This is a genomic window from Streptomyces sp. LZ34, from assembly GCF_053890475.1.
Genome location: NZ_CM132680.1, coordinates 10737500 through 10759212, shown reverse-complemented (window position 1 = coordinate 10759212; position 21713 = coordinate 10737500). Strand labels below are relative to the sequence as shown.

Here is a 21713-nt window from a genome sequence, read left to right as displayed (position 1 = left end):
GCTCCCCGGGCAACCAGGGCACACCCGCGACTCCGCGCGACCTCACTCCTCCTTCGGCACAGCCGTGCTCTCCCGGACGGTGAGCTTGGTCGCGATCTCCAGTCCGAGCCGCGGCACATCGTCGCCGCGGCCGAGCGCCAGGGCCAGCTCGGTGGCGGCTGTCGCCATCTCGGCCAGCGGCTGATGGACAGTGGTCAGGGGAGGATCCGCACAGGCCACGGCCGGGACGTCGTCGTAGCCCACCACGCTGAGATCGTGCGGGATACGCAAACCGAGCTCGCGCGCGGCCTGGTAGACGCCGAGCGCCTGCATGTCGTTCGCGGTGAACACCGAGGTGGGGCGATCAGGGCGGGACAACAGCTCGCGCGCCGCGGTGTACCCGTGCTCGCGCGTGAGCTGGGTTTTCACCACCAGTTCGGGTGCCATCGGCAGGCCGGCCTCCGAGAGAGCGGAGAAGTAACCGGACAGCCGGGCGCGGCAGTAGGGGTGATCCGGCCCGCTGATCATGGCGATGCGCCGGTGTCCCAGGTCGAGCAGATGCCGGGTCGCCGTCTGGCCGCCGCGCCAATTCGTGGCACTGACGAACGGCACGTCGTCGGGTAGCTCGTCGATCGGGTCGAAGACGACGAACGGAATGCCCTTCGCCTTCAGCTGTTCCCGCTCCGCTTCGGAGAGCTGCGCCACCGACAGAACACACTGGGGGCGCCGTCCGACCGTGTCGTCGATCATCCCCGCTGACTCGTGGAGTCCGAACGCGGACACCAGCAGCCCGACCCGATTCCTGCGGGCCACGCGTTCGACACCGCGGATGATCTCCACGGCCCACATGCTCTCCAACTCGCGGAACACCAGCTCCACCAGGTTGCTCCGGCTCTTGGGAGGCTTGCGGTAACCGTACTCAAGGATCAGCTGCTCGACGCGGGCGCGAGTCTCGTCCGACACGCCGGACCTGCCGTTGAGGACCTTCGACACGGTGGGAACCGAGACACCCGCCGACTCGGCGATGTACGCGATCGTCACCGACGCGGGTCCCGCGCCACCCTCACTGTCGTCATCCGCCGAAGATCTTCCCGATCGGTTGTCCGGCACAATCGCCTTTCCCCATCGCCTCGCCTGCCCCCGCCGCCATTCTGACACCTCCCGTTGAGCGCTTGTGACGGCCAGGAACGCGCCGTCGATGTCAGCGGTCAATGGGGCTTCTGAGCCCACGGGCCCACGCGCAGCGCTCGCGGCTACGAGGCGCCGTCCCGGTCCAGGTGCTCGCGCAGCCACTGCTCGGTGGTGCTGACGTGCATGAGGGCGGCGGCCTGGGCGAGGGCAGCATCGCCGACGGCCAGCGCATGGTAGATCGCCTTGTGCTCGGCCAGCGTGCGGCCGGCGGCATCCTCGTCGACCAGTCCGCGCCAGACACGCGCGCGCAGCGTCCGGCTCGCGATGCCCTCCAGCAAAGTGGCGAGCGTCGCGTTGCCCGTGGCCGCGATCACCGCGCGGTGGAACGCGGCGTCGTGCTCGTTGAGCTCCTCGACATCGTCGCGGGCCGCCTGCATCGCCTCCAGGTGTCGCTCCACCTCCGCGAGCCCCTCGGCCGAGATGCGGCCGGCGGCCAGGCCGGTGGCGACTGGCTCGAACAGTCGGCGGACCTCGGTGAGTTCCAGCAGAGTGTCGCCGCGCAGCAGCTCCACTGCGGATCCGATGCCGCTCAGCAGCAGTTCCGGTTCCAGGCTGGTCACGTACGTGCCGTCGCCGCGTCGGATCTCCAGCACCCGCGAGACGGCCAGCGCCTTGACCGCCTCCCGCATCAGATTGCGGGACAGCCCCAGCTCCGCGGCGAGTTGCTGTTCGGGCGGCAGCTTGGCACCCGGGGGAAGCTCGCCCGACTGGACGAGCTCCCTGATGCGGTCGATGGCCTTGTCGGTCAATGACATGCTGCGCTACCCCACTGCTCATCCTCGGGCGTCGGCAGCGTACCAATACATCCCACAGCCCAGGAAGGAGCGGAGTGATCGCATCATCAGGGTTCGCATCGACTTCCCCGTACCCGCAGGTGATCGCGTCTCGATCACTTTTGCGCGCGAGAGGTACGGACACCATTTCCGTAGCACCCTATAAATTCATCCCATGTCTCCTCGAGGGATCGCCATGGTCGCACAAGCCACGGGCACACGCTCGCGGCCGCCGCGTCCGTCCTGGTCACAGGGGTGTGAACGTCCACAGCAGGTTGGTGCTGCTTCCGTAGGTCCACTGCTTGGTGACCGACCCCGATGCGACGTTGCCGCCGCCGTCGAGGACCAGGCCGGTGGTGCGGTTGGCGATCGAACAGCGGTCGCCGCCGCGGTGGGTGATCGTCCACTGCTGGTTGTTGCCACCGTTCCAGGCGGCCTGCCTGGCGGCGGAGCCGTCGGCGGTGGCGCCCCAGCCGTCGGCGACCATGCCGTTCGCGCGGTTGACCAGCTTGTAGTAGCCGCCTGGGACCTCCACCGCCTGCCACTGGAGGTTGGAGCTGCCGTCCCAGGTCCACTGCTTGAGGTTGGAGCCCGAGGCGACGTTGCCGCCGGGACTCGGGATGCATCTGCGCGCTCAGCCCGGGAAGCTCCGGCGCCAGGTAGTGGCCGTCGGCGACCGCTACTACCGCTCCTTCACCGCCAACGGCCTCAACGGCCAGTGGCAGCCGCTCGCGGCCAGCGAATCCAATCCCTTCGCCCGTGCCAACAACGTGACCTTCCCCTCCGGCGCCTGGACCAAGGACATCAGCCACGGAGAACTGATCCGCACCGGCAACGACCAGACCATGACCATCAACGGGTGCCGCCTGCAGTTCCTCTACCAGGGCAGGGATCCCTCTTCGAGCGGTGACTACTCCCAGCTCCCCTATCGCCTGGGCCTGCTCACCCAGACCAACAACAGCTGCTGAGCGTCCCGGCCCCTCTTTCACGGGGCCGGGGACCGAGCTGACGGCCCGGCCCCATGCGCAACTACCGCGGGACCCACCACGCTGATGCACCGCGTCTGTGCGGCCCGCCTCACCCCCACAGCAACAAGGAGTCATCAATGTCAGTGCGACGGCGTACCTTACTGGGCCTCGGCGCGGCAGCGGCGACGGGCGTGGGCATGTCCCTGCTCGGCAGCAGCGCGGCCGCCGGCACCCTGCTGACACCCCGGATCTCCTCACCGCGGCAGGCGCCCACCGCGCAGTTCGCCATCGGCGTGCGCCAGTTCAACTGGTCCCGCGGCAACCGCCAACTGACCACGAAGGTCTTCTACCCGGCCGTCGGCACCCCGGGCGGCAACCCCATCCCGAACGCGCCCATCGCAGGCGGCGTCTTCCCCATCGCCGAGTGGAGCCACGGCATGGGGTGCAACTCCGACTGCTACTCCTCGCAGACCCACGACCTGGCTTCCGCGGGCTTCATCTGCCCCGCTCCCTCGTTCTCCGACAACACCAACATCGGCAGCGTCTACAACGGCAACTGGTCGAAGGACGTCTCCGAGGTCCTCACTCGGACACTGGCGCTGAACAACACCGCGGGCGACCCGTTCGCCGGACACATCGACACCCGAGCCGGTGTCGGGGTATCCGGCCACTCGATGGGCGGTATGACCACCCACGGCCTGCTCACCGCCTGGCCGGACAACCGCATCGTCGCCGCCGTCCCGGTCGCCTGCGTGGACATGGGCAACCCGGCCGGCCTCCACGCCAACGTGCTGTTCATCCACGGTGACCACGACCCGACCTGCGACTACAACTCGGCGCGCGCCGCGTACGCGGAGCTCCCGTCGCCCAAAGCGTTCCTCACCCACCTCGGAGCGGACCACGGCCAGTACCTGGTCCCGGACTACCGGTACTACGCCCAGACGAAGAACACCTTCCTGGACTGGTTCCGCTGGAGCCTGTACGGCGACACCGCCGCTCGCGACCGCCTGCGAACCGACGCCACCAGCAGCGGCACCTCCTGGCAAGCGGCCCTCACCTAGGCGATTTCGCCTTGGATCAGCCATTCGTCGGTCCGGGGGGCCCGTTGCTCCCGGACCGGAGGCCGAAGCGGGGCGGCCGGTGGCGGGACCATTGGCGGATGATCCACGCTGATGGCCCAGGCGGATGCCGTGCCGGCAAGGGCAGGTCCCCGATCGTGGCCCCGGCGATCCGTGCCGCGACCGGGGCCCGACCACTCCGGCTACTCGCTCGCGTCGGCTCCCGGGTCGGCCGACGGCACGGCTTCCTCGACGCACACCCGCACGTCCCACGGGCCCAGAGGCAAGGTGTCGCCGGCCGCGTACCGCCGGCCGGTGAGGACATCGCGGACCGGGCTCGGCAGCGGGAAGGCGATCTGGTCCCATGACCAGTTGTGCACGAAGCGCAGCCGGCTGCCGTCCCTTGCGGTGGCCCCGGTGGAGGTGATCGACGGGTGGCCGGGGCGCCACGGGTCCGTGCCGGTGGCGGCCCACTGGAACAGCGCGCGGGCCAGGGTCTGGTCCGGGACGGTACCCACGCAGGTGATCCTCCCGGCTCCGTAACGGTGGGTGGTCACAGCGGGCCACCGGGCGAAGTGCGGGTGCTCGTAAGCGGCCAGTACCTCGGCCTCGGTGAGGGACAGCGCGTCGGCCCAGGCGGTCGCGCGCGCTGCCGACGGCAGCGGCAGCGCATCCGTACCGGTGACCGGCAGCGCCGACGCCAGGTTGGAGAACTCCTCGTAAGCGACACCGGCCGCCGCGGCCAGGCGTGCGGGCTGGATGTCGGTACGCGCCCTGGCCTCGTGGTCGGCGTAGCCGGTGCGCGGACCGAGCACGAGGTGGCCGCCGGCTTGCGCGTACTCCAGCAGCCGGTCCAGGACCTGGTCCTCGGCGATGTAGTAGCCGGAGGCGACCAGCAGCGGCGGCAGGTCGGCGGTCTCCAGCTGGCCCGGGTGAACGATGCGTGCCTGCAGCCCCGCATCGAAGGCGCCGCGGTAGAAGGCGCCGAACAGGCGCCCGTAGGAGCCGGTGTCGGGACCGTCGGGGGTGGAAAGCGGCGACTGGTGCTGCAGCGCCCACATGCTGGGGTGGTCGAAGAGGAAGGCCGCGTCGGCGTCCGGGCGCAGGCCCGCGACGAGACCGCCGGCCGTCTCAAGCTCCTCCCCCAGCCGCGCCAGTTCCCGGTAGATGCGGCCCGGGCGGCCGCTGTGCGGGAGGATCCCGCCCCAGAAGGTCTCGGTGCCGAAGTGCAGGGTGTGCCAGTGCCAGTACTCGATCATGGACGCGCCGCGGGAGATCAGCGCCCACGCCGCCTGGCGCCACTGGCCGTCGTAGGCCGGGTAGTTCATCTCCGGGCCGCCGATGGCCTGGGCGTCGGTCTCGGTGACCAGGAACGGCTCCTGCCGGGAGGCGTACATCCGATCGGCGCTCTGGTACAGGGCCCAGGTCCCGCGGCTCGCCCACCCCTGGGGGGCGGTGTCCCGGTCCGGTAGCGCCAGACCGTCCTGCATGGCGTAGTACGGGTTCCCGGCGGTGACATCCAGCGCCTTCGTCAGTTCGGCGTCCTCGGCCGCCACCCGGTCGTAGGCGATGCACGTGGTGACGAACTGCCCCGGTCTGGCGTACTCCCGTACGAGGTCGGCCTGCCAGGCGATGAATTCGGTGGTCTGGCGGGCCTGGAAGCGCCGCCACGCCAGGTCGTACTGCGGCTGCGCGTTGCCGTCGGGGCGCCACAGGTCAGCCCAGTCGCTGAGCCTATGCGACCAGTAGACCAGGCCCCACTCCCGGTTGAGCGTTTCGACATCCTGGTAGCGGTGGCGCAGGTCGTCGACGAACCTCTGGAAGACCCCGTGGTTGTGCAGAAGCGCCACGCCCGGCTCATTGTCGACCTGGAAGCCGACGACCGCGGGGTGGTCGGCGTAGTGCTCCACGATCTTGCGGATGACTCGCTCGGCGTGGAAGCGGAACGCCGGGTGGGTGAAGTCGACTTCCTGCCGGTGGCCCCACGCGATCCGCTCCCCGGTGCGCCGCTCCCCCGCGATCTCGGGATACTGCCTGGCCAGCCACGGCGGAACCGCGTAGGTGGGAGTGCCGATGATCACCCCTATCCCACGCTCGTGCGCGCCGTCCAGCACCGGGCGCAGCCACTCCAGCGCGAACCGGCCGTTCTCCGGTTCCCAGGTCGACCACACGGACTCCCCGACCCGGATCACCGAGAACCGGGCCTCGGCCATCAGGTCCAGGTCCTCCTTGAGCCGGTCGTGCGGCCGGTACTCGTGGTAGTAAGCGGCGCCGAAAAGGACCCGCTCGGCAGGTTCGTACATGTGTTTCTCCACTTCTGTCTGTATGGGGGCGGCCGCGGCCTCAGCCCTTGACCGCGCCGGTGGAAAGGCCGTCGAGCAGCTGCTTGCGCAGCAGGACGAAGACCGCGGCAGTCGGCAGGACGGCGAGCACGGAACCGGGCATCACCAGGTCGTACTGGCAGCACTCCACGCCGAAGAGGGTCTGCAACCCCAAAGGCAAGGTGGCCTGGGAGCTGTCGGAAGGACCTCGTCCGGGATGCTCTGGATGGTGTACTGCTGCATCATGAAGATCCCGAAGGCGGGGGCGGCCCAGGGAACGATCAGCATGAACCAGGGTTGCCCAGGACGGATTTGACCACGATGACGAACAGCGGCACCAGGATGACCGCGAACGGAATCGACGAAGAGCTGAACATCACGTTGAACAGCAGAAGCTCGCCAGGGTGACGTGTCAACGTTCACAATTACCTCGCTCCTGCGGGTGTTACGAAGCGCCTAGCTCAGAGGTCGGACCTTCACAGCGGGCAAAGGAAGGTTCCGCCTTCTGGTGGGCCGTCAGTGCCGGCCCGCCGGCCGCGCGGTGGATTCCCTGAGGACCAGCTGGACCGGGATGCGGGCGAGGGCCGGGGGATCCGGATGGTGCTCGATCCGGGTGAGCAGCAGATCCACCGCACGCTCGGCGACAGCCGGGAAATCCTGTTTTACGGTGCTCAACTGCGGGGTGACGTATGCCGCCAGCGGGATGTCGTCGTATCCCATGACGCTGACCTGCCCCGGCACGTCCAGGCCCGCCTCCGCGAAGGCCCGCATCGCGCCGATGGCCATGTCGTCGTTGGCGGCGAACACCGCGGTGAGCCCTTGTACGCGGGCCAGTTCGATCCCGGCCGCGTAGCCCGAGGCGGCGGTCCAGTTGCCGGCTTCCGGCAGCGGCGGCTCCGGCGCACCCGCCGCGGCCAGGGCCTCCCGCCAGCCCTGGAGCCGGTCGCGGGCGGACCACCACTCCTGCGGTCCTGGCAGGTGCCAGACTGTGTGATGGCCGAGGGCCAGCAGGTGCTCGGTCGCGGCACGGGCGGGCGCGATCCCGTCCTCGCGGGCCAGGGCCAGGCTGACCACCGGTACATCACCCTCCTCGCGGATCGGCGCGCCGTCGCCGACCGGGTTGAGCACCACGATGCCGTCGACGCCCTGGGCGAGCAGGGAGTCGATCGCCTCCGCCTGCCCGTCGGGCACGCTGTCCGCCACGGCCTCCGACGCCACCGCGTAGCCGCGGGAGTGCGCCACCCGCTGCAGGGCGACCAGCTGCGCGGAGGGGCCGTACAGTTCGACGCCGACCGACACCACGCCCAGCCGCCCGTAGCGGCCCCGGGTGAGCGCGCGGGCGGCGGTGTTGGGACGGTATCCGAGCGCATCGATCGCTTGCTGCACGCGCGCCCGGACATCGTCGCTGACGTGCGGCTCGCCGTTGACCACACGCGAGACCGTCTTCTGGGACACACCCGCGGCCCTCGCCACGTCGTGCATGCCCGGTCCGCGTCCGGTGCGGGGCCGCGGCCCCGCACCGGACGCGGACCGGGGCGGGGTGGAACTGTCGGGCATGGTCCTCCCTCGAGGAGCGGGACATGGAGGTGGTCGCCGTCCGGAATGGCTGCGCAAACCTCGGTTGACTACGTAGTCAAAGCGGTCGGCCGCCCTGCCGTCAAGACCTGCGTGCCAGCGCGTACGCGAAAGCGGTGAAGACCGGCGGCGAGGCGAGTCCGGGGTCTTGCGTTCCCGCGGTGCTTCTACGGCGGGACGCCTCGAAGGGGGCCGAACTCCTCGTCCTGCGCCACGAAAACGCCGTGCTACGACACCGAACAAGGGCCGCCGTGAAGAAGCTCATGGGGCGGCCCGAGCACGGTGGCCGGGGGTGGCGATCTCGACCGTCGGGTCCAGCCGCACCGCTTCCGGAGTCGGAGGTCCCGTAGTCGGGTCTGTGGTGGTCTTGGGTGGTCGGTGCCGTCACCAGCCCATCGGCAGACCGGCGATGAACGACGTGAGCCGGTCGGAGATGAGTCGGTCGTCGTGCGCCGAGTAGTGCCAGTCGCAGCCCAGGAAGTCCAGCCCCGAGTCGTCGAGGAACCAGTAGCGTACCCGGCTGTCACCGGCGTCGTTGCGTGCCTTGACCACCTGCTGGACATGGCCGGCGAACTGGCCGGTGCCGACCGCCACGATGGTGGTCGTGGCCCCGTAGCGCGTCCGCAGCTTCTGGAGGAAGTCGCCGTAGGCGGTGCGGTAGGCGGCAGCCAGGCTGTCGGGCGTCCACGGCTCACCGGGGTTGATGGCGGTCGAGAAGTCGTTGGTGCCGAGGTTGACCACCACGAGCTGAGGGTGCCAGGTGCCCGGGTTCTGCCAGACGTCGCCGGACACGTTCAGCAGGGCACGGTCGTAGAAGGTCCGGTAGGTGACGTCCGGAGAGCCTCCGTTGTAGTTGCGCACCATGCCGAGGCCCGAATAGCCGTTGATCTGGTAGTCGGCGTTCAGTTGCCGGGCGGTCAGGGCGCCGTAGCTCACGTCGGCGTTGGTGGTCCGCCTGACCCGGTCCCAGGTGCAGTCGCGCGAGGTCGAGAGGTTGCCGTAGCCCACCGTGAGGGAATCCCCGATGAACTCGATCTGGCGGTTGCGGGCCGCCGGTTTGCTCAGCACGGCACCGCCCGGCGCGGCGACGAAGCCTCCGAACGTGCTCGTGTCCCCTGGGCTGTCGTTGCGCTTGACGAGCCGGACGGTGTGCGCGCGGTCCTGCAGGCCGTTGATCCAGTGCGTGGTCCGGCCGGGCGTGACGAGCGTGGCGACGGTGGCTCCGTCGACCTGGACGTCGTAGTCGGCGGCCGAATCGTTGAGTACGATGCCCACGCCGGTACCCCTGACGGTGCCCTCGAAGTACACGCCGGGCCAGCTGTACTGCACCGTGTTTCCGGCGTCCTTCACCCGCCCGGCGGTGTGCACCTGAGCCAGCACTCCCGTCGTGGGGACCAGTTGCCACTGCTGGTTGGCCCCGCCCCAGTCAGTGAACTGCACGGCCTTGGCGCCGTCAGCGGTGGAGGCGTTGTCGACCTCGACGGCCTTGCCGCTGTTGCGGTTGATCAGCCGGAGGTAACCATCCGGCGAGTCGGCCAGCCGGAACTGCTGGTTGGTGCTGCCCGCGTCGCTCCACTGCACGATGTCCGCGTGGTCGGCGGTGGAGTAGTTCAAGACGTCCAGCACCTTGCCGGAGTGCTGCGCCTTCAGCCGGTAGTAGCCGTTGCCCGAGTCGACGAACTGGAACCGCTGGTTGGCGCTGTCGGTGCGGGTCCACTGCGAGAGGCTCGCCCCGTCGGAGGTGCTCGCGCCCGACACGTCGAGCGCCTTGCCGCTGCCACGGTTGACCAGCACGTACCACGCGTTCGGATCCACGGTGGCCGCCCGTGCCGTCTCGGCGGCGCCCAATCCGGCCAGGAGCGCCACCCAAAGGGCGGTCACCACGGTGAGCACCGTCGTTCGCGTCACGCGTCTCCGCCACGGCACCATGAATGTCATATGCGTGCCCTTCATTCGTGTCTCCTTCACTGAATGCGGCCGCGCGGTGCGTCATCCCGTACGCCCTGGGTGGCGATGGTGGCGCACCTCCTGATCGAAAGCCGGTGTCCGCCCGATGGGACTCCCGGGCGGACAGCGCTGTTGTCAGTCCGGGCCAGGCTCAGTCCTCATAGCGGAAGTTGGTCTTCCCCCCCTCCCGCGGTGCCGCTGTGCACGATGCCGTCGGGGCCGCCGATACGCAGCCGCTCGCGGCAGCGCGATGCCCCGGACGGACGGCCCAGAGGCGTGGCGCTCACTCGACACCGTCCCCGCTACGCCGGGCTGGAAAGTTTCGTTGATGAACCAGCTCGGCGGAAGGGAACGGAGTGGCCACGAATCAGACCCCTCTGCAAGCAGATATGGATGACGGCTTGAGCGTGAGTTGTCGAAGCGCATCGACGCTGCCAGTGCCCGCACGGGCTGTCAATGGACCAGGCTGAGAAACTTTCCTTGCGTCTGGGCTCTTGTTTCGTGCGAAACAAGCCCGCTAACTTCCCGTGCCAAGTGAAGCGCTTCGACACGCTCCAGGGGAAGGGCCCCGACCATGACGCACGAGTTGAACCGCAGAAGCTTCGCCGGCGCAGCAGCCACGGTCGCGGGAGCGGCCGCGTTGCTGTCCGCCTGCGGGGATGGCGGACAGCAGAAGACAGGCACGAACACGAAGTCGGGTCTGAACGCCGCGCTGCCCGACCACGTGCCGCGTACACCCGTCGAACCGGACATCGCTTCCGTGTCGGGCAGTGACGGCGCGGTGACCGATCCCGGGTTGAACCACGCCGGCACACCATCATGGTGACCATCGCCGACGTGGCGAGACACGCGGGAGTCTCGTCCAGCACGGTCAGCTACGTCCTGAACGACTCCCACCAGATCTCCGAGACGACCCGCAACCGTGTCCTGCGCTCCGTGGCGGAACTCGGCTTCCACCCCAACGCCGGAGCCAGGACGCTGGCCGGCCGCCGCTCCCGCATCATCGCGCTGGTGATGCCGCTGCGGACGGACATGTACGTCCCGGTCATGATGGAGATCGCCATCTCGGTCACGACCGAGGCACGGCGGCACGGGTACGACGTCCTGCTCGTCACCGACGAGGAGGGCCCCGAGGGCGTGCGGCGCGTCGCGGCGAGCGGGTTGGCCGACGGCGTGATCCTCATGGACGTCGAACTGGGCGACCCCCGCATCCCCGCGCTGCGCGCCCGGGGCACACAGACCGTGCTGATCGGCCTACCGAACGACCCGCACCAACTGTCCTGCGTCGACCACGATTTCGCCGCCGCGGGTGCCCTGTGCGCGGACCATCTGGCGGACCTCGGCCATCGGGACGTGGGCTTCATCGGCTACGGCTCCGGCGTCTACAAGCGGCACGCCGGATACGCCGAACGAACCCTCGCCGGCTTCCGCGAACGGGCGGAGCAGCGGCGGGTGCGCTTCCTGCACCGGCCCTGCGAGGGCACGTACGAATCCACCGCCTGGACCCTGACCCGGATCCTCGCCGACCGACCCGGCACCACGGGCTTCGTGGTGCAGAACGAGGCGGCGATCGGCCCGCTGCTCGGCCTGCTGCGGGCCGTTGGACGGTCCGTTCCCGAGGACGCCTCGGTGGTCGCCCTCTGTCCGGAGCAGCTGGCCGAGCAGCACACACCCGCCCTCACCACCGTGTCCGGCCCCGGGCAGGAACTGGGCCGCGTGGCTGTCGGCCAGATGATCCGGCGGCTGACCGCCGCACGGCGGGGCGAGCCGCCGACCGACGAACGGGTCCTTCTGCAGCCGACTCTGACCGTCCGCCAGAGCAGTAATACCCAGCCCTCTCCGCCCATGGAGCCGTCATGACAGCAGAGCGCATGGCCGACCGCCTGGGCCGGCGGCATCCCCTGGAATCCGGCGCAGCCTTCCGCACCGTACCCGTGAACCGGCCGAAAGGCACGACCGACCGAGAAGGACGAGGTATGAAGGACATACGGCACCCCGCACACCACCGCAGTCGGGGCCCAGGACGCCTGGCGGCCCTGCTGCTGACGCTGGTCGTCATGCTGGGGCTGACCGGCGGCACGGCACTGGCCGCGCCCAACGGCACGAGGGAAGCGTCACCGTCGGCGGTCAGGGTCCCGGCTTCCGCCATGGACGCCGTCGCGGCGATGCAGCCCAGCTGGAACCTGGGCAACACCCTGGACGCCATTCCCGACGAGACGTCCTGGGGCAACCCGCTGACCACCAGAAAGCTGCTCGCCACCGTCCGCGCGCAGGGCTTCCGCAGCGTCCGCATCCCGGTGACCTGGACCGACCACCACTCGGCCACCGGCCCCTACACCATCGACGCCGCGTACATGAACCGCGTCGAGCAGGTTGTCGACTGGGCGCTCGCCGAGGGTCTGTACGTCGTGATCAACATCCACCACGACTCATGGCAGTGGATTTCGAAGATGTCCACCGACCATGACGAGGGTACTCGCCCGCTTCAACGCCCTGTGGACCCAGATAGCCGAGAGATTCCGGGACGCGCCGCGCGCCCTGCTCTTCGAGAGCGTCAACGAACCGGTCTTCGACAACGCCACGGACGCCCGGAAGACTCAGCTCCTGAACGAGCTCAACACCTCCTTCCACTCCATCGTCCGCTCCTCCGGCGGCGGCAACGCAAACCGTCTGCTGGTCCTGCCCACGCAGTACTGCACGCCCTCCCAGACCCTCATGGACGACCTGTCCGCCACGATCGACGCGCTGAACGACAGCAACCTCGTCGCCACCGTGCACTACTACAGCTGGTTCCCGTTCAGCGTGAACATCGCGGGCGGCACCCACTACGACGCCGCCGCCCAGAAGGACCTCGACGACGCCTTCGCCCGCATGCACGACACGTTCGTCGCCAAGGGCATCCCCGTCTACCTCGGCGAGTACGGCCTGCTCAGCTGGCCTGACCACAACCATCCGGACCGCGTCGAGCGCGGCGAGGCGCTGAAGTACTTCGAACACCTCGGATACAAGGCGCGTGTCGCCGGCGTCACCACGGCGCTGTGGGACCCCTTCGCCTACCTGAACCGCGACACCCTGCAATGGCGGGACCCCGCCCTGTTCGCCTGGATCAAGTCCAGCTGGACCACGCGCTCGGGAACCACCTCCTTCGACAAGATCTTCCTGCCGAAGTCCAGCCCCATCACCGCCCAGTCGCTCACCCTGAACCGGAACGGCACCAGCTTCCGCGGCCTGTGGCACGGCCGCACCAAGCTGGTCGCGGGACGCGACTACACCGTCTCCGGAAACCGGCTCACCCTCACCGCCAAGGCCCTGACCCGGATGGCCGGCGATCGCGCCTACGGAGTCAACGCCACGCTCCGAGCCCGGTTCTCCCGCGGGCTGCCGTGGCAGATCGACGTGGTCACCCACGACACACCGGTCCTGATGGACGCCACCGGGACGACGAGCTCGTTCACCATCCCCACCCAGTACCGGGGTGACGTACTGGCGACCATGCACGCCACGTACGCCGACGGCAGCAACGCCGGACAGACCAGCTGGACTCCGTACCAGGAGTTCAACAAGGCCTTCTCACCGGACTACCCCAACGGCAAGATCATCCTGACCCCCGAATTCCTGAACGCACTCCGCGACACCGAGCCGGTGACGCTGACCTTCCACTTCTACAGCGGAGCCACCGTCACTTACCACGTCACCAAGTCCGGCCCCTCGGTCACCGGCACGGTCTCCTGACCGACCTCTCCTCGCTCCTGGCCGCCCGCTCCCCCGGGCGGCCAGGGCACAGCGGTCCGTTCCCTGCGGGCTCACTCCTCCTTCGGCGGAGCCGTGCTCTCCCGGACGGTGAGCGTGGTCACGATCTCCAGCCCCACCTGGGGCACCGCCTCTCCCCGGCCGAGCGCGAGGGCCAGCTCGGTGGCGGCCGTCGCCATCTCGGCCAGCGGCTGATGGACAGTGGTCAGGGGCGGATCCATCCAGGCCACGGCCGGCACGTCGTCGAAACCCACCACGCTCAGGTCCTGCGGGATACCCAGGCCCAGCTCCCGCGCGGCCTGATAGACACCGAGCGCCTGCATGTCGTTGGCGGTGAACACGGCGGTGGGACGATCGGGGCGGGACAGCAGCTCCCGCGCCGCCACGTACCCGTGTTCACGCGAGAGCTGCGTCTTCACCACCAGACCGGGGTCCGTCGGCAGGCCCGCCTCCGCGAGGGCGGAGACGTAACCGGAGAGCCGAGCGCGGCAGAAGTCGTGGTCCGGCCCGCTGATCATGGCGATGCGCCGGTGCCCCAATTCGACCAGATGCCGGGTCGCCGCCTGACCACCTCTCCAGTTCGTCGCTCCCACGAACGGTACTCCGTCGGGCAACTCATCGATCGGGTCAAAGACAACGAAGGGGATGCCCCTGGCGGTCAGTTGCTCCCGCTCCGCCTCAAAGAGCTGGGCCACCGACAATACGGCCTGCGGTCGCCGCCCCACCGTGTCGCCGATGGTCCTTCCCTCCGCGTCCGGAAGCCCGAACTCCGACACCAGCACCCCGACCCCGTTCCTGCGGGCCACGCGCTCGACTCCGCGGATGATCTCCACGGACCACATGTGCTCCAGCTCGCGGAACACCAGCTCCACCAGATTGCTCCGGCTCTGGGGAGGCTTGCGGTAACCGTACTCATGGATCAGCTGCTCGACCCGGGCCCGGGTCTCGTCCGACACTCCGGAACGGCCGTTGAGCACTTTCGACACGGTGGGAATCGAGACGCCCGCGGACTCGGCGATGTACGCGATCGTCACCGATGCGGGTCCCGTGCCACGCTCCCTGTGTTCGTCCGCCGAAGGTCTTCCCGATCGGTTGTCCGGCACGGTCGCCTTTCCCCATCCCCTCGACTGCTGCAACCGCCATTCTGACACCTTCGATCAGCCCTGCGTCCTGCCTCGGCTGCCCGTTGCGCCCCGGCGCCGTCTCCGGCGTCGAGTTGGCTTCCCGCGCCGAGGCGGAGCGGTGAAGGCTGAGCGGGTCACCGACCGGCACCTGCTGAGCACGGTCGAGGTGGACGACGTACGCTTCCCCGGCTGGAACGGCGAACCCGTGGCCGCCTGGCTGCTGCGCCCGCGCGGCGCCGAGGCGCCGCTGCCGGTCGTCGTCACCTACATCGGGTACTCCGGCGGCCGCGGGCTGCCTACCGACCACCTGCTGTGGTCCGCGGCCGGTTACGCCCAGCTCGTCGTCGACAGCCGCGGACAGGGCCACGACACCCCGGACCACGGCGAGGGCGACGGTACGCAATGGGCCGAAGGCTTCATGACCCGCGGCGTCGACTCACCTGACAACTACTACTATCGCTGCCTCATGACGGACTGTGTACGCGCCGTGGACGCGATCGTCGAACTGCCCGGACTGGATGCCGGGCGGGTCGTTGTCGCGGGCGGCAGCCAGGGTGGCAGCCTGGCTCTCGCGGTCGCCGGACTCGCCCCGGACCGGGTGGCGGCAGTGGTTCCGGACCTTCCGTTTCTGTGCCACTTCCGCCAGGCGGCGCAGATCAGCGGGGAGGGCCCGTACCTGGAACTCACCAGATACCTGCGCTGGCACAGTCCGCACCGCGTCGAGACGACCTTCGCCACACTCGACTACTTCGACGGTGTCCATTTCGCCCGTCGGGCGACGGCCCCGGCACTGTTCAGCGTCGGCCTCATGGACCCGATCTGCCCGCCCTCCACCGTCTACGCCGCCTTCAACCACTACGCGGGGGCGGACCGGACCATGACCGTCTGGCCCTTCGCCGACCACGGCGGCGGCTTCGGCCGGAACACCGCGGTGCAGCTGAAGTGGCTGCGCCAACGCGGTCTGGCCCCTCAGCAGTAGGCGAAGGAGGCCGGCCTGACGCAACCCAGCCGTCCCTCTGGTGGCGTGTCAGTGTGGGCCGGAGTCCGGGTCACAGCCGTCAGGCACTGAAGCGGGTGACCAGGCGGGTGGGCAGGATCAGCGGGGTGGGGTCCTGTCCGTTGATGAGGGCGACGAGCATGCGCGCCATCTCCCGTCCCAAAGCCGCTATGGGCTGACGGACGGTGGTGAGCGGCGGATCGGCGATCTGGGCGACGGCCAGGTCGTCGAAGCCGACCACTGCGACATCGGCGGGGACCAGTCGGCCGGCCTCGCGCAACGTGCGCAGCGCTCCCGCCCCCATGTTGTCGTTGGCGGCGAACACCCCGTCCAGGTCGGGGTGGTTCGCCAGCAGTGCGGCCATGGCGGCGGCTCCGCTGGGCTCGGTGAAGTCCCCCTCCTGCGGCGGGAACGGATCGAGGCCGGCGGCCAGCATGGCGTCCCGGTAGCCGCGGTACCGGGCGCGCCCGGCCTCGGTGTCCAGACGCCCGCAGATCGCGGCTACGCGCGTCCGGCCGCGCGAGACCAGGTACTCGGTCGCCTCGCGCGCTCCACCGACGTTGTCGACGTCCACGTACCACCGGGGAGCCGAACCGACCGGGCGTCCGCCGAACACGACGGGCATCACCGCCTCCTCGGCCATACGGGCCAGCGGATCGTTCTCACGCAGCGCCATCAGCATGACGCCGTCGGCGCCCTTGGAGCGAAGGAGTTCCTCCACCCGCTTGCGGCCCCGGTCGGAAGCGGCCAGGCACAGCATCAGATGCAGGTCGGCCTCCTCCAGAGCGGCCGACGCCCCCACGATCACCTGGGCGAAGAACGGATCCGCGAAGATCGACGGATCCTCTCCCGAGACGACCAGGGCGGCCGCTCCTGTCTGGCGGGTGGCCAGAGCGCGGGCGGTCGGATTGGGTACGTAACCGAGTTGCCGGACGGCCCGCTCGACCGCCTCGCGTTTGGCGCGGCTGACGTGCGGTGCGTTGTTGAGGGCGCGGGAGGCCACGGAGCGGGAGACGCCGGCGAGTTCGGTCACCTCGTCGAGCGTCGGCTGCCGACGCGGCGCATCTTCTGCCATGAGCCATGAGCCTTTCCCGCTCGACCGGACGGGAAGCGTCTCACCCCCGCCCATGCCGCCGCCACCCACCCGGTGGACGAGACAGGACAGGTACGGAGCCTCAGGGACCGGAGGGGGCTGGGAGCGCTTCCAGTTGTGGACTGTAGAGCCTTGTCCCCGCCATGTGAAGAGCGGGTTGTACGTCGACCCTTGACAGCTTCACCAGCTCGCAACACGATACCGACCACACCCCCGAAGGTTCTCGGTGCTGTTGGGACCGCTTCCAGTGGGAGCGCTCCCAATGCCCGCTGCCGATCTTCGGACGTGTCGTTCCTGCCGGAGAGTCGCCGGCACAAGGGACGTCGTACCACCGCACTTCCTCAGCGCGTCGCACGCTCGGGAGGAGAGCGCGCGACGCATCCCTGTCAGGAAACCGAGGTACAGTCATGCGCCGCAGACTCCGCGTCCTGGTGGCAGCGCTCTTCACGCTCCCGCTCGCACTCGCCGTCGCACCGTCCGCCCACGCGGCCGACCCGACCACCATGACCAACGGGTTCTACGTGGACCCCGACTCCAGCGCGAAGAGGTGGGTCGCCGCCAACCCCGGCGACGGCCGGGCGCCCGCGATCAACGCCTCCCTCGCCAATACCCCGATGGCCCGCTGGTTCGGCTCCTGGAGCGGCACCATCGGCACCGCCACCGGCGCGTACGCGGGCGCCGCGGACTCCAGGGACAAACTGCCCATCCTCGTCGCCTACAACATCTACAACCGCGACTACTGCGGCGGGCACTCCGCGGGCGGAGCCGCTTCGCCGTCCGCCTACGCGACCTGGATCGCCCAGTTCGCCGGCGGGATCGCCAACCGCCCGGCCGTCGTCATCCTCGAACCGGACTCCCTCGGGGACTACGGTTGCATGACCCAGGCCCAGATCGACGAACGCGAGGGCATGCTCACCGGCGCCCTCACCCAGTTCAGCCGCCAGGCCCCCAACACCTGGGTCTACCTCGACGCCGGCAACCCGGGCTGGGCGAACGCGGCGACCATGGCCCGGCGCCTCCACGAAGCCGGCCTCCGCCAGGCCCACGGCTTCTCCCTCAACGTCTCCAACTACTTCACCACGGCCGAGAACACCGCCTACGGCAACGCCGTCAACAGTGAACTCAACGCCCGCTACGGCTACACCAAGCCATTCGTCGTGGACACCAGCCGCAACGGCAACGGCTCCAACGGCCAGTGGTGCAACCCCTCAGGCCGTCGTATCGGCACCCCCACCCAGCTGGGCGGAGGCGCCGAGATGCTCTTGTGGATCAAGGCCCCGGGCGAGTCCGACGGCAACTGCGGCGTCGGAGGCGGCTCCTCGGCCGGACAGTTCCTCCCCGAGGTCGCCTACAAGATGATCTACGGCTACTGATTCACATCCATCCAGCGACCAGGAGCAGCCATGCCACCACGCAGCCCACGGCGCCGCGCGGCCGCCGTCATCGCGGCACTCACCGCGTGCGCCGCCCTCACCGCGACGCAGGCGCAGGCGCAGGCGCAGGCGCAGGCGCAGGCGCAGGCCACACCCACGCAGGATGTGATCACCCCGGCCACTAAGTTCTACGTCGACCCGCACAGCAAGGCCGCGAAGCAGGCGCTCGTGGACTTCGGGAACGGTGACATCGAGAACGCCACGAACATGGCCAGGCTCGCGAGCTGGCCGCAGGCCGAGTGGTTCACCGAAGGCACGCCCGACGAGGTGCGCGCCGAGGTGAACAAGCTCGTCCACCGGTCCCGGGCCGTCAACCGGACCCCCGTCCTGGTCGCTTACAACGTCCCGGGCCGGGACTGCACCCAGTACTCCAGCGGCGGAGCCGCATCCTCCGCCGCCTACCGGCAGTGGATCGACGCCTTCGCCGCCGGCATCGGCAACACCAAGGCGGTGGTCGTCGTCGAACCCGACGGCCTGGCCCTCCTTCCCAAGGACTGCGGGCCCACCGAGGACCCGACCGGCGAACTCACAGCCGCCCGCATCGCCGACCTGGAGTACGCCGTCAAGACACTCAAGGCCAGACCGCGTACTGCGGTCTATCTGGACGCGGGGAACGTCCAGTGGCGACCCGTCGGCGATATGGCGCAGCGGCTGCTGGACGCCGGGGTCCGGTACAGCGACGGCTTCGCCCTGAACGTGTCCAACACCCACCCCACCGACCACAACGCCAGGTACGGCACCTGGATATCCAAGTGCATGTGGTTCGTCGGCGAGGGATCCGAGCAGGCGCGCGGCCACGCCGACTCGTGCGCCAGCCAGTACTACTCGTCCGCCGCGCCCAACGACGGCGCCCCCGGCAATGCCGTCTCCTCCGCCGACCCCACCACCTGGCGGTGGACCGACGCCTGGTTCGACCAGAACGTGGGCACCCCACCGGCCGACGAACTGCATCACTTCGTGATCGACACCAGCCGCAACGGTCTGGGCGCCTGGACCCCGGAGCCGGGCAAGTACACCGGGGACCCGGAAATCTGGTGCAACGCGCCCGGCCGCGGCCTCGGCCCGCGCCCCACCGCCGACACCGGCGTCCCGCTCGTCGACGCCTACCTGTGGATAAAGATCCCCGGTGAGTCCGACGGCAGCTGCACACGCAACACCGGCGGCACGATCGACCCCGAGTACGGCATCGTCGACCCGCCCGCCGGCACCTGGTGGCCCGACCAGGCCCACGCACTGGCCCGCAACGCGGCACCGCGCCTGACGTTCAACCGCTGAGCTCTGCCGGGCACCCTGGACGTGTCCAGCCACGAGCTGCCGTTCACTCGTGGCTGGACGCTTCCGGCCAGGCCGCTCGGGCGCGGTTGCCGTACCGGGTCAAGGGCGGGAGCTTTCCTCCAGCTTCTCGAAGAAGAACTCGTGCTTGAGAAAGGAGACGTCGTACTCGTGGCCGGACTGCGGCGGCAGTAGTTGGGAGGCCTGGAACAGGCGCCACCCGTCGTGCAGCGCGGCAAGCCCGGTGGGGTAGGGCGGCTCGTCGCTGTCACCGGTTGTCGGACGGGTTCGGCCGGTCCCTGTGGGTGCCGGAATCTGGGCTCTTGCAAGATTTTCGTGATGGGGTGACAGTGCGTCATCTTGGTGTCATCGTGCGGAGTGTGTGACGAGCTGCTGGGCATCGTGTTCCCGTACCTGGAGAAGGTGCTGGTGGAGCGGGTGAGCCTTGAGGGTGAGAAGGTCGAGGTTTGGGCGCGTACCCGGGAGGGTGTCGCGTTGCCGTGTCCGGACTGCGGGGTGTTGTCGACGCGGGTGCACAGTCGCTATCGGCGTCGTCTGGCCGATGTGGCGGTCGGTGGCCGTCCCGTCGTGATCCATCTCGGTGTGCGACGCATGTTCTGTGATGAGCCTGGCTGTCCGCGGCAGACGTTCGCCGAGCAGGTGGACGGGCTGTCCGTGCGGTATGGGCGCTATACGCCGCTGCTGCTGGGGCTGCTCCAGGCGGTGGGGCTGGCACTGGCCGGGTCCGCCGGGGCGAGGCTGCTGGCGGTCCTGCACATGGCGGTGAGCCGGGTGACCCTGTTAGCGCTGGTGATGGCGTTGCCGGACCCGGACTGGAAGGTTCCCCGGGTACTGGGTGTCGACGACTTCGCTCTGCGTAGGGGCGGAGTGTGGGGCACGGTGCTGGTGGACGGGACAACGCGGCGGGTGCTGGAGTTGCTGCCCGGCGGGGACGCCGAGCCGCTGGCCACGTGGCTTAGGGATCACCCTGGGGTGCGGGTCATCTGCCGTGACCGGGCAGGTGCCTATGCCGAGGCTGCCACCCGCGCCGCGCCGGCTGCCGTGCAGGTCGCGGACCGCTGGCACCTGTGGCGCAACCTCGGACAACACGTGGAGAAGGACATCGCCCGCCACCGCGGATGCCTGCACCGAGCGGCCACGGACCGAACACCTGCAGACCGGACCGGACTCGAAGATCTGCCTGCGCAGGCCCTGTCCGCTCAAGGAGCGCTGGAGGCGCGCACCCGCCGCCGTTACCGCGAGGTCCATGCCCTGCTGGAGCAGGGTTGGGCGCTGAAAGAGATCGCCCGTGAGCTGCGGCTGAACCACAAAACCGTGCAGACCTTCGCCCGGGCTGAACACGTGGAAGAACTCCTCGCTCACGCCGCCGGTCGTCGCCCCAGCAAACTGGACCCACACCGCGACTACCTGCACCAGCGATGGGCCGAAGGGTGCCACTCGCCCACAGCACTCCACCAGGAACTCACCCAGCGGGGCCTGCAGTGCAGCATCCGGCTGGTCACCCGCTACCTGCGCACCCTCCGAGCGAACGGAGCCCTGCCCACCCCGGAACCTGCCCCGCCTCCAACCCGACGGCTCGTCGGCTGGATCATGCGCCACCCCGCCACCCTGAACCCCGATGACCAGCAGCGTCTTAAGACCGCACTGGCAGCCTGCCCCGAGCTGAACGCCCTGCACCAGCACGTCCAGGCCTTCGCCCAGATCATGACCAGACGCAACGGCCGACACCTCAACACCTGGGTGCACCAGGTCCGCAACCAAGACCTCCCCTCACTCAAAGCCTTCGCGACCGGACTGGACAAGGACTGGAACGCCGTCACCGCCGGCCTCACCCTCGACTGGAACTCCGGCATGGTCGAAGGCACCGAAAACAAGATCAAAATGCTCAAACGCCAGACCTACGGCCGCGCCAGCCTCGCACTCCTCCGCAAACGAGCCCTACTCACCTGACAACGCTCACCGACCGTCACCGCATCACGAAAATCTTGCAAGAGCCTAATTCCCGGCACCCACAGGCCAGTCGCAGCAACACGGTCGACATCTTGCCGCGGTAAGCGCCAGCCTCGCGAGAGCGCCCGTTCAGGCGACTTCGCCGGTCGGCCTCCGGTACACCGTGCGCACCGCATCCAACCAGGGCGGATGATATTTTCGGCAAGCGCAGCGCTCCCGCACCCCCGCGGTGAGCCTGAAACATCGACACCAGGATCGACG

16 protein-coding genes and 4 pseudogenes are annotated in these 21713 nt (G+C 69.3%); 9 read left to right on the top strand and 11 right to left on the bottom strand.

All coding sequences use genetic code 11. The features are described 5' to 3' along the window. Nucleotides 1-42: 42 nt before the first annotated feature. The 3 genes and pseudogenes from ACWY4P_RS46130 to ACWY4P_RS46120 all read right to left on the bottom strand — a co-directional run. The gene (locus tag ACWY4P_RS46130) at nt 43-1020 is read right to left on the bottom strand and encodes a LacI family DNA-binding transcriptional regulator (protein WP_456206795.1); all 978 of its coding nucleotides are present in this window, start codon (nt 1018-1020) and stop codon (nt 43-45) included. Between the two features lie 212 nt (nt 1021-1232). Continuing rightward, nucleotides 1233-1925, bottom strand: a complete 693-nt coding sequence (locus ACWY4P_RS46125; protein ID WP_456206794.1) for a FadR/GntR family transcriptional regulator — start codon at nt 1923-1925, stop codon at nt 1233-1235. Nucleotides 1926-2190: 265 nt separating this feature from the next. Further along, nucleotides 2191-2553 (bottom strand): annotated as a pseudogene (locus ACWY4P_RS46120) (RICIN domain-containing protein); the annotation flags it as partial. Between the two features lie 61 nt (nt 2554-2614). Here ACWY4P_RS46120 and ACWY4P_RS46115 point away from each other — a divergent pair. Both ACWY4P_RS46115 and ACWY4P_RS46110 read left to right on the top strand, forming a co-directional pair. Then, nucleotides 2615-2911 (top strand): annotated as a pseudogene (locus ACWY4P_RS46115) (non-reducing end alpha-L-arabinofuranosidase family hydrolase); the annotation flags it as partial. 137 nt (nt 2912-3048) lie between these two features. Then, nucleotides 3049-3972 carry an alpha/beta hydrolase family protein gene (locus tag ACWY4P_RS46110; protein ID WP_456206793.1) on the top strand — a complete coding sequence of 308 codons (924 nt, stop codon included), beginning with the start codon at nt 3049-3051 and terminating at the stop codon, nt 3970-3972. Between the two features lie 200 nt (nt 3973-4172). Here the strand turns inward: ACWY4P_RS46110 and ACWY4P_RS46105 are convergent, their stop codons facing one another. The 5 genes from ACWY4P_RS46105 to ACWY4P_RS46085 form a co-directional block, all read right to left on the bottom strand. Next, nucleotides 4173-6272: a beta-galactosidase gene (locus tag ACWY4P_RS46105; protein ID WP_456206792.1), complete on the bottom strand. Its 2100-nt coding sequence runs from the start codon at nt 6270-6272 to the stop codon at nt 4173-4175. Between the two features lie 40 nt (nt 6273-6312). Then, nucleotides 6313-6459 (bottom strand): hypothetical protein, encoded by a 147-nt coding sequence (locus ACWY4P_RS46100; RefSeq protein WP_456206791.1) that lies wholly within the window; start codon nt 6457-6459, stop codon nt 6313-6315. 112 nt (nt 6460-6571) lie between these two features. Further along, nucleotides 6572-6706: a hypothetical protein gene (locus tag ACWY4P_RS46095; protein WP_456206790.1), complete on the bottom strand. Its 135-nt coding sequence runs from the start codon at nt 6704-6706 to the stop codon at nt 6572-6574. Between the two features lie 100 nt (nt 6707-6806). After that, nucleotides 6807-7847 (bottom strand): LacI family DNA-binding transcriptional regulator, encoded by a 1041-nt coding sequence (locus tag ACWY4P_RS46090; RefSeq protein WP_456206789.1) that lies wholly within the window; start codon nt 7845-7847, stop codon nt 6807-6809. Nucleotides 7848-8249: 402 nt separating this feature from the next. Next, nucleotides 8250-9749 (bottom strand): RICIN domain-containing protein, encoded by a 1500-nt coding sequence (locus ACWY4P_RS46085; RefSeq protein ID WP_456213280.1) that lies wholly within the window; start codon nt 9747-9749, stop codon nt 8250-8252. 637 nt (nt 9750-10386) lie between these two features. On the opposite strand from ACWY4P_RS46085, the gene ACWY4P_RS46080 reads away from it, so the two are divergent. The 3 genes and pseudogenes from ACWY4P_RS46080 (at nt 10387) to ACWY4P_RS46070 (ending at nt 13544) form a co-directional block, all read left to right on the top strand. Then, complete coding sequence (locus ACWY4P_RS46080) at nt 10387-10638, top strand: hypothetical protein (RefSeq protein ID WP_456206788.1); 252 nt, start codon at nt 10387-10389, stop codon at nt 10636-10638. Beyond that, the gene (locus ACWY4P_RS46075; RefSeq protein ID WP_456206787.1) at nt 10632-11672 is read left to right on the top strand and encodes a LacI family DNA-binding transcriptional regulator; all 1041 of its coding nucleotides are present in this window, start codon (nt 10632-10634) and stop codon (nt 11670-11672) included. The genes ACWY4P_RS46080 and ACWY4P_RS46075 overlap by 7 nt, the downstream gene beginning before the upstream one ends. Before the next feature lie 116 nt (nt 11673-11788). Next, nucleotides 11789-13544: pseudogene (locus ACWY4P_RS46070) on the top strand (cellulase family glycosylhydrolase). A 71-nt stretch (nt 13545-13615) separates the two neighbouring features. Here ACWY4P_RS46070 and ACWY4P_RS46065 read toward each other — a convergent pair. Continuing rightward, complete coding sequence (locus ACWY4P_RS46065) at nt 13616-14596, bottom strand: LacI family DNA-binding transcriptional regulator (RefSeq protein WP_456206786.1); 981 nt, start codon at nt 14594-14596, stop codon at nt 13616-13618. A gap of 208 nt (nt 14597-14804) precedes the next feature. Here ACWY4P_RS46065 and ACWY4P_RS46060 point away from each other — a divergent pair, with 208 nt between their 5' ends. Next, nucleotides 14805-15665, top strand: coding sequence for an acetylxylan esterase (locus ACWY4P_RS46060; RefSeq protein WP_456206785.1), 861 nt, complete (start codon nt 14805-14807; stop codon nt 15663-15665). Nucleotides 15666-15744: 79 nt separating this feature from the next. On the opposite strand, the gene ACWY4P_RS46055 is transcribed toward ACWY4P_RS46060, so the two are convergent. After that, on the bottom strand, nt 15745-16758 hold the full coding sequence (locus ACWY4P_RS46055; protein WP_456206784.1) for a LacI family DNA-binding transcriptional regulator: 1014 nt from the start codon (nt 16756-16758) through the stop codon (nt 15745-15747). 425 nt (nt 16759-17183) lie between these two features. On the opposite strand from ACWY4P_RS46055, the gene ACWY4P_RS46050 reads away from it, so the two are divergent. Beyond that, nucleotides 17184-18149, top strand: coding sequence for a glycoside hydrolase family 6 protein (locus ACWY4P_RS46050; RefSeq protein WP_456206783.1), 966 nt, complete (start codon nt 17184-17186; stop codon nt 18147-18149). Between the two features lie 30 nt (nt 18150-18179). Beyond that, complete coding sequence (locus tag ACWY4P_RS46045; RefSeq protein WP_456206782.1) at nt 18180-19484, top strand: glycoside hydrolase family 6 protein; 1305 nt, start codon at nt 18180-18182, stop codon at nt 19482-19484. Nucleotides 19485-19583: 99 nt separating this feature from the next. Here ACWY4P_RS46045 and ACWY4P_RS46040 read toward each other — a convergent pair. After that, nucleotides 19584-19781, bottom strand: a pseudogene (locus ACWY4P_RS46040) (hypothetical protein); the annotation flags it as partial. Nucleotides 19782-19859: 78 nt separating this feature from the next. On the opposite strand from ACWY4P_RS46040, the gene ACWY4P_RS46035 reads away from it, so the two are divergent. Next, the gene (locus ACWY4P_RS46035) at nt 19860-21452 is read left to right on the top strand and encodes an ISL3 family transposase (protein WP_456206781.1); all 1593 of its coding nucleotides are present in this window, start codon (nt 19860-19862) and stop codon (nt 21450-21452) included. Nucleotides 21453-21713: the final 261 nt, after the last annotated feature.